This window comes from Cryobacterium sp. TMT2-18-2 (genome assembly GCF_004402245.1).
In the GTDB taxonomy this organism is placed as follows: domain Bacteria; phylum Actinomycetota; class Actinomycetes; order Actinomycetales; family Microbacteriaceae; genus Cryobacterium; species Cryobacterium sandaracinum.
Genome location: NZ_SOFU01000012.1, coordinates 88,950 through 96,430, shown reverse-complemented (window position 1 = coordinate 96,430; position 7,481 = coordinate 88,950). Strand labels below are relative to the sequence as shown.

At 69.7% G+C, this 7,481-nt stretch carries 7 protein-coding genes; 4 read left to right on the top strand and 3 right to left on the bottom strand.

Annotated elements, in window-relative coordinates; all coding sequences use genetic code 11:
* Nucleotides 1–295 precede the first annotated feature (295 nt).
* The gene (locus E3O22_RS04120; RefSeq protein ID WP_134393870.1) at nt 296–925 is read right to left on the bottom strand and encodes an RNA methyltransferase; all 630 of its coding nucleotides are present in this window, start codon (nt 923–925) and stop codon (nt 296–298) included.
* A gap of 115 nt (nt 926–1,040) precedes the next feature.
* Here E3O22_RS04120 and E3O22_RS04115 point away from each other — a divergent pair, with 115 nt between their 5' ends.
* From E3O22_RS04115 to E3O22_RS04100, 4 genes are all read left to right on the top strand, one after another.
* Nucleotides 1,041–1,733 carry a DedA family protein gene (locus E3O22_RS04115; protein ID WP_134393871.1) on the top strand — a complete coding sequence of 231 codons (693 nt, stop codon included), beginning with the start codon at nt 1,041–1,043 and terminating at the stop codon, nt 1,731–1,733.
* 261 nt (nt 1,734–1,994) lie between these two features.
* On the top strand, nt 1,995–3,251 hold the full coding sequence (locus tag E3O22_RS04110) for an Nramp family divalent metal transporter (protein WP_134393954.1): 1,257 nt from the start codon (nt 1,995–1,997) through the stop codon (nt 3,249–3,251).
* Nucleotides 3,251–3,895 carry a metal-dependent transcriptional regulator gene (locus tag E3O22_RS04105; protein WP_134393872.1) on the top strand — a complete coding sequence of 215 codons (645 nt, stop codon included), beginning with the start codon at nt 3,251–3,253 and terminating at the stop codon, nt 3,893–3,895. The genes E3O22_RS04110 and E3O22_RS04105 overlap by 1 nt, the downstream gene beginning before the upstream one ends.
* Nucleotides 3,896–3,948: 53 nt before the next feature.
* On the top strand, nt 3,949–4,749 hold the full coding sequence (locus E3O22_RS04100) for an HAD-IIA family hydrolase (RefSeq protein ID WP_134393873.1): 801 nt from the start codon (nt 3,949–3,951) through the stop codon (nt 4,747–4,749).
* Between the two features lie 59 nt (nt 4,750–4,808).
* Here the strand turns inward: E3O22_RS04100 and E3O22_RS04095 are convergent, their stop codons facing one another.
* Both E3O22_RS04095 and pyrE read right to left on the bottom strand, forming a co-directional pair.
* The gene (locus E3O22_RS04095; RefSeq protein WP_134397074.1) at nt 4,809–6,533 is read right to left on the bottom strand and encodes a hypothetical protein; all 1,725 of its coding nucleotides are present in this window, start codon (nt 6,531–6,533) and stop codon (nt 4,809–4,811) included.
* 365 nt (nt 6,534–6,898) lie between these two features.
* Nucleotides 6,899–7,447 carry an orotate phosphoribosyltransferase gene (gene pyrE, locus E3O22_RS04090; protein WP_104170664.1) on the bottom strand — a complete coding sequence of 183 codons (549 nt, stop codon included), beginning with the start codon at nt 7,445–7,447 and terminating at the stop codon, nt 6,899–6,901.
* Between the last annotated feature and the right edge of the window lie 34 nt (nt 7,448–7,481).

Genomic DNA, 7,481 nt, shown 5'->3' with positions numbered 1-7,481 from the left:
GGACGGGGTGACCCCGTCGAGGATGATGTCGGCGAACACATCCGCCGTGAGCTGCGTCAGGGTGCGTTCCTCCCCCAGCCCCTGCAGGCTCAACGCCGCGAGCATCACCGCCGCCGCGTTCGCCTCGAAATACTCCCCGAGGGCCTCCTGCTCTTCGATGAATGAGGGCTTCATGACACACACGCTACGGGCACCCACCGACATTGCCCGCGGCATCCGCCCACCCACAGGCACCCTGTGGATAACCCGATCAGGCCGTGATTGTGGAGGGATCGGCGGGTGGTGAAATGCCCGCTCAGAACCGGTGCTGCAACACCCAGTTGTGCATGGTGACGGCCGCGGCGGCCGACGCGTTGAGCGAGCGGGTGGAGCCGAACTGGCTGATCTCGACGACGGCATCCGCTGCCTCGATCGCTTCGGGAGAGAGGCCGGGACCCTCCTGCCCGAACAGGAGCACGCAGCGCTCGGGGAAGCGGAACGTTTCGATGATCACGCTGCCGGGCACGTTGTCGATGGCGATGATCGGCACGGTCTCGGCGGCGGCCCACTCGACGAAGGATGCGACATCCGGGTGGTGCAGCACGTGCTGGTACCGGTCGGTGACCATGGCCCCGCGCTTGTTCCACCGCTTGCGCCCGATGATGTGCACCGTGTCGGCGGCGAACGCGTTGGCGCTGCGCACGATCGAGCCGATGTTCATGTCGTGCTGCCAGTTCTCGATGGCGACGTGAAACGGATGCCGCTTCTCGTCGAGGTCGGCGACGATCGCGGCCATGCTCCAGTAGCGGTAGCGGTCGATCACGTTGCGCGTGTCGCCACGCTCGAGCAGCTCGCGGTCGTAGAACGACTCCTCGGGCCACTCTCCGGCCCAGGGTCCGACGCCGTGGGTGGACAGTTCGGGCGTGGGGTTCTGCGGTTCTTGCACCGGTCCACCGTATCCCGCCGGGCACCGCAGGGCGTGCCGGGCATGCCGTCGGGTACTCTGGCCTGCAGGGTTCGCGTTTCGCCGGCTCGCACCCCGCCCGGAAGGAACCAGCACCATGCATCCCACGCTCTTCGGTATCGACTTTCTCGACTCGGAATGGCTGATCGGCTGGTTCGGGTCGTTCGTGCTGCTGGGCGTCGCCGGCGTCGTCTTCGTCGAGACCGGCTTCATCGTCTTGTCTTTCCTGCCCGGAGACTCGCTCCTCTTCACCGTGGGACTGCTCACCGCCACCGGGGATGTGCCGTTCCCGATCTGGGTGACCTGCCTGGTCATCTTCATCGCCGCGTTCTCCGGCGACCAGCTTGCCTATTACATCGGTCGCAAGGCCGGTCCCGCCGTCTTCGCCCGCGAACAGAACCGCCTGTTCAACCCGAAGAACGTGGAACGCACCAACGCGTTCTTCGCCAAGCACGGCGGCAAGGCCGTCATCATCGCCCGCTTCCTGCCTGTGTTCCGTGCGTTCGTGCCGGTCGCCGCCGGCGTCGGCCGGATGAAATACCGCACCTTCGTGCTCTTCAACCTGGTCGGTGCCTTCGCCTGGGGTGTCGGCCTCACCCTCGTCGGATTTCTGCTGGGCCAGATCGAGTTCGTGGCGAAGTACTCCGAATTCTTCATCATCGGCATCGTGCTGCTCTCGGGCGTGCCGATCCTGTCCGAGCTCTACAAGGCCGGCCGCGAGACGATGCGCACCCGCGGCACGAGTGCCGTGCCCATTACCACGATCCCCGAGGACCTGCGCGAGGAGTAGCGTCAGTTCAGCGTCAGCGAGGCCAGGTGGGCGATCCGGTTCCACAGGGGTGCGTTTCCGGCCCTCGTCGAGGTAGCCGCTGAGGATGGCCCGCCGCACGTAGGCCTCGGCCCCACCGACCGTGAACCCGTTTCCTCACTCTGCTTGCGTACTCAAACGCACGACCGCGCCGAAACGTTGCTGTGCCCAGCCGCCCAAACAGACGCTGATCTTTCGGCGCACCTAAATCTGCCCTATCCTTCCGGTGTGGCGAAAAACAACATGCGCACGGATGCGAGGAAGCCGGTCCCGGAGATCGCCACCGTGGCATCCTCTCACCTGCTCTGGTTGCTCGGCCCTGCCCTCGTCGCGGGCGTGGCCTACCTCGACCCCGGCAACGTCGCCAGCAACATGACGGCCGGCGCCCGCTACGGCTACCTGCTGGTCTGGGTGGTCGTGGCCGGCAACGTGATGGCCTGGCTGATCCAGTACCTCTCGGCCAAGCTCGGCATCGTGACCGGCACGAGTCTGCCGGAAATCCTCGGGCGACGCATTCGGCGCCCGCTCACCCGCCGCCTCTACTGGGTGCAGGCGGAACTGGTGGCCATGGCCACCGACCTGGCCGAGATCATCGGCGGCGCGGTCGCCCTGAACCTACTCTTCGGCCTCCCCCTGCTCGCCGGCGGCGTGATCACCGGGGTCATCTCGATGATCGTGCTCACGGTGCAGACCCGCCGCGGCCCGCGCACCTTCGAACGCGTCATCGTGGCACTGCTGCTCATCATCACCGTGGGCTTCGCGGCCGGGGTGTTCTTCGCTCCGCCGGATGCCGGCAGTGTCGTCGCCGGCCTCGTGCCGCGGTTCGAGGGCGCGAATTCGGTGCTCCTGGCCGCGTCCATCCTCGGCGCGACGATCATGCCGCACGCCATCTACGCCCACTCCGCGCTCACCCGGGACCGATTCCCCGTCGTGGCGGGCGGCCCGGCAACGCGACGCCTGCTCTGGGCCACCAAATGGGACGTCACCATCGCGATGGCCATCGCCGGCACGGTGAACCTGTCGATCCTGCTGCTTGCGGCATCCGCTCTGCAGGGCGTCGCCGGGACCGATACGCTCGAGGGCGCCCACGCCGCCCTCGAGGCAACCCTCGGGCCCGTGATTGCGACGGTGTTCGCGGTCGGGCTGCTCGCTTCCGGGCTGGCGTCCACCTCGGTCGGAGCGTACGCGGGCGCGGAGATCATGCACGGCCTGTTGCACGTGCGCGTGCCGCTGCTGGCGCGCCGCGTGGTCACCCTCATTCCCGCGCTGCTGATCCTGGGCGTGGGTTTCGACCCGACCGAGGCCCTGGTGCTCAGCCAGGTCGTCCTGTCGTTTGGCATCCCGTTCGCGCTGATCCCCCTGGTCTGGCTCACCATGCAGCGCGGAGTGCTCGGCGAACATGCCAACCGCTGGTACACGACGGTCGCCGGGGCCGTCTGCGCCCTGCTTCTGGTGGCCCTGAACGTGGTGCTGCTCGTGCTCGTGTTCACCGGGGCGTGATGAAACACCCCACACCCGCGGCCGAGGACTACCTCAAGACCATCTACGCGCACACCGAATGGCAGCCAAGTCCGATCACGCCTTCGGTGCTGGCCGCGCGGCTGGGGGTGGCGCCGTCGTCGGTCACCGAGATGGTGAAGAAGCTCGCCGCCGGAGGCCTGATCGAGCACGTCCCCTACGGGCCGCTCACCCTGAGCCGGACCGGTTTCCTGCGGGCAACCGCGGTGGTGCGCCGGCACCGGTTGGTCGAGACCCGGCTCGTGCGGGAGATGGGCTACGACTGGCACGAGGTGCACGACGAGGCGGAAGTGCTCGAGCATTCGATCTCGGACCGGCTGCTGGCGGCGATCGACGACCGGCTCGGGAATCCGTCGGCCGACCCGCACGGGGACCCGATCCCGGCCGAAGACGGCAGCCTGACCCGGCCGGACGCCATCCTGCTGGCCGAGGCCGCACCCGGCCACGTCGGGGAGGTCGTGCGCATCAGCGACCGCGACCCGGACATCCTGCGCGACCTTGCCGTGCACCGGGTCGGCCCGGGAACCCGGCTCACCGTTCTCGAACCCGGCGTGGTGCGGCTACCTGGCGGCGGAATCCGTCGGCTGTCGTCTGCGGCGGCCCGGTCGATCTGGCTCACCTCGTAACCGTCCGGAAACCTCGCGCCGCTAGGCTTGTTCCCGAACCGAGGGAGCACCCAATGACACGCCGCGAAGACATCGAATGCTGGCTCACCGATATGGATGGCGTGCTCGTGCATGAAAACAGTCCGTTGCCGGGAGCGGCGCAGCTGCTGCAGCAGTGGAGCGACGCCGGCACGCCGTTCCTGGTGCTCACGAACAACTCGATCTTCACCCCCCGGGACCTCAGTGCCCGCCTGCGCGCCTCGGGCCTGAACGTGCCCGAAGACCGCATCTGGACCTCCGCGCTGGCGACGGCCGACTTCCTCCGCTCCCAGGCACCCGGCGGCACCGCCTTCGTGATCGGTGAGGTCGGGCTCACGACCGCCCTGCACGAGGCGGGCTTCATCATGACCGAGACGAACCCGGACTACGTGGTGGTGGGCGAAACCCGCAACTACTCGTTCGAGGCCATCACCAAGGCGATCCGACTGCTCTTGAACGGTGCCCGCTTCATTTCGACGAACCCGGATGCGACCGGCCCCAGTTCGGACGGCCCCCTGCCCGCCACGGGTGCGATCTCGGCCCTGATCACCAAGGCCACCGGCATGGAGCCCTATGTGGTGGGCAAGCCGAACCCGATGATGTTCCGCTCGGCGATGAACAAGATCGGCGCGCACTCGGAGAACACGGCCATGATCGGTGATCGGATGGACACCGACATCATCGCCGGGATCGAGGCCGGGCTGCACACCATTCTCGTGATGACCGGCATCAGTGACGACGCTGAGGTGCACCGCTACCCGTTCCGCCCGGACGAGATCCTCTCCGGCGTGCACGAGCTGGTCTCCAAGGAGCCCGTGGAGTCCGACGCGATCTAGGTTCGGTCGCTCCCGTCGCAGCCGGGCGGCAGACGTCGGTGACGGATGCTCCGGAACGGTTATGCGGCGGGTCCCGGTCCGGGGCCCGCGATGCTCGCGTTCATCGGCTCGCCGGAGGCCCGGCTCACGAAGCAGTAGTAGGAGCGGCCGCCATCGGACCACTGTTCCTCGGTGATCGGGTAACTACCCTGCACCTGCACGTCGTCGTAGGCCGAGGCCGCGGCCAGGTCGATGACGCCGGTCGCGCTGCAGAGCAGGTTGATCTGCCCGGCCAGCTCGGCCTCGCCAGGGAAGGCTGTGGCGGCATCCCCGGCAAACACACCGCGGTACACGAGCTGAGCTGCATGCGGGGTGGCGCAGTCGGCGACCGTGAACTCCTCTTCCCAGGGTGTCACGTACGGCTGCAGACATTCGCCGCCGAACAGGGTGTCCCACTGGTGCACGCCGACCGGCTGCGGGCCGGTGGCCTCGGGCGGCGCCGACGGCGCCGCACTCGGGGTGGCGCTCGGGGCAGGTGTGGCGCTGGACGTGGCCACCGCAACGGGGGCAGGGTCGCCGCCGGCCAGGCTCTGCCCGAGGAAGAACAGTGCCGCCAGCGCGAGCACGAGCACCAGGCCGCCGACGCTCCAGATCAGAAGCCGGGGTCTGCCGGGGCGGCTGCCTCCGGGCGGGCGACCGGCCGAGGCAGGCCGCGCGGCACCGGCACCGGACAGCGCCGCGTCCACGGCGGAACGCCGGCCGTTCGCTCCGACCGGAGTGGCCACGCCCGACGAGGAGTTCGTGCCCGACGAGGGGCGCGGGGATACCGCGCCGAACGGACTCGTCGGGCCCGACGCGGGCCGCGGAGTGGTGGCAGCAGTACTCGCACCGGCGTGGGTACCGGCCCCCGCCCCGGCTGGTGCGGGTTCGGGGGAAGCAGTGGCGGCGGACACGGGCGCGCCGGACAGGTGGGCCGGCGGTGCGGTGGGCGCGGCGCGGGCCGCAGCCGAGGCCTGCGCCGCCGTCTCGGCCAGCCGTGTGCCTGCACGGGCGTCCGGTGCTCGGACGGCTGTCTTCGGCGCCGGGATGGCTGCCGCGGCTAACGGGGCACCCGAGGCGGCAACAACGGCCGCGGCTCCCGCCGCAACTCGTGCCTCGGCTCCAGCGATCCCGGCGGCGTCGCGGGCCTGGCCCGCGAGCGGGGCCGGAACCGACAGCGACGCGGCCAGTCGTGCGCGAAGACGGCCGCGGGCGGAGACCGGAGCCGGCAGCGCGGCCGGCTCGGGGTCGGGAGCAGGCGGCGTGCGCCCGGCCAGCAGATCGGCGGCCGCAATCTCCTCGGCGGTCAGCTCGAGCGGTGACTGCGTGACGGTGGTCCACCACGGCGCCGGTGCGAGATCGGCTTTCTCCGAACGGATGCCGCCGCTCCGGTCAGACTCGTCCGGCCCGGTCCCGCCGGGCACCGGCAGGGGCGCGGGAGCCTCGACGGGTGCCAGAGGTGCCGGTGCCGACGCGTCGGGCGCCCACGGGGTGGGCCGCGAAGCTGAGGCCGAGCGTGTTTCGGCGGGCGTCAGTTCCGAGGCCGAGTCAGCCGTGAGCGCGGCGGACGAAGCGGCCGACCTGACAGCGGCCGAGGGCGCGAACGCGGCCGGCTGGAGCTCGGAAAACGCGGCCGCAGACGAGGACGCGGCCGCAGTCGACTCGGCAGACGAAGCAGCACCGGAAGCAGCGGCACCGACTGCGGAAGCAGCACGCGCCGGGTTTGCGGGCGTCAGGACGAACAGGGCAGCGGTCGTGATCGGCACGGTTCCTGTCACATTGGCCGGCCCCGCAGACGAAGGCGTCGCTCCAGCCGAAGGCGTCGCTCCCGACGAAGGCACAGGAGCGGCCGGAGGCGCCGGAGCAGGACCAGCCGCAGCAGCGGCGGCCCGAGCCGCGGCACCCTTGGCGAGCCGAGGGTCAGGCTGGGAGGTCGGCTTGAGCCCCCAGAGGAAGACGCCGGTATGGGTCGACGGCTCGGCGGGTGCCGGTGGAACAATGCGGGAGGTTCTCGGCCACCGCGGCGACTGGCGGGGCGAATATTCATCCGGCAGGGCCGGGCGCGCACCGTCACCGAGCTGAGATGCCAGCCACTTCATTCCGTCCTCGCCGGGCACCTCGTCTGCGGGCACTAGTTCAGCCCCAGGTCCTCAAGGCCGATCGCGGCGTAGTAGGGGTAGCCCGCGGCTTCGATCACTTCGCGCGCGCCGGTGTTTCGGTCGACCACGACGGCTACGCCGGCGATGATCGCACCGACCTTGAGGAGCGCGTCGATCGCCGCCAGGGGCGAACCGCCCGTGGTGGACGTGTCCTCGAGCACGACGACGCGCTTGCCGGCGAGATCAGGTCCCTCGACCTGCTTGCCCCGGCCGTGGTCCTTGGGCTCCTTACGCACGACGAAGGCGTCATACGCGGCCCCGCGGGCCACGCCCTGGTGCAGGATGGCCGCCGCCACCGGGTCGGCGCCCATGGTCATGCCGCCGACCGCGGTGACATCCGGGATGTGCGCGATCAGGTCGAGCATGACCTGGCCGATCAGTGGGGCGACGCGGTGGTCGAGGCTGACCTTGCGCAGGTCGACGTAATACGTCGCCTTCTTGCCGCTGGTCAGGGTGAAGTCCCCGTGAAAAACGGCCTCGGCTGAGATGTGGGCGATGAGCTGCTGGCGTGTGTCCGTCACAGGACCAACTTTAGGCCATCGGCCGGTCGGTGAA

Bases quoted from the DNA above. Each gene is read 5' to 3' on its own strand.
- E3O22_RS04105 (WP_134393872.1), top strand. From the start codon at position 3,251: ATGAAACACCCCACACCCGCGGCCGAGGACTACCTCAAGACCATCTAC.
- E3O22_RS04110 (WP_134393954.1), top strand. From the start codon at position 1,995: ATGCGCACGGATGCGAGGAAGCCGGTCCCGGAGATCGCCACCGTGGCA.
- E3O22_RS04100 (WP_134393873.1), top strand. From the start codon at position 3,949: ATGACACGCCGCGAAGACATCGAATGCTGGCTCACCGATATGGATGGC.
- E3O22_RS04115 (WP_134393871.1), top strand. From the start codon at position 1,041: ATGCATCCCACGCTCTTCGGTATCGACTTTCTCGACTCGGAATGGCTG.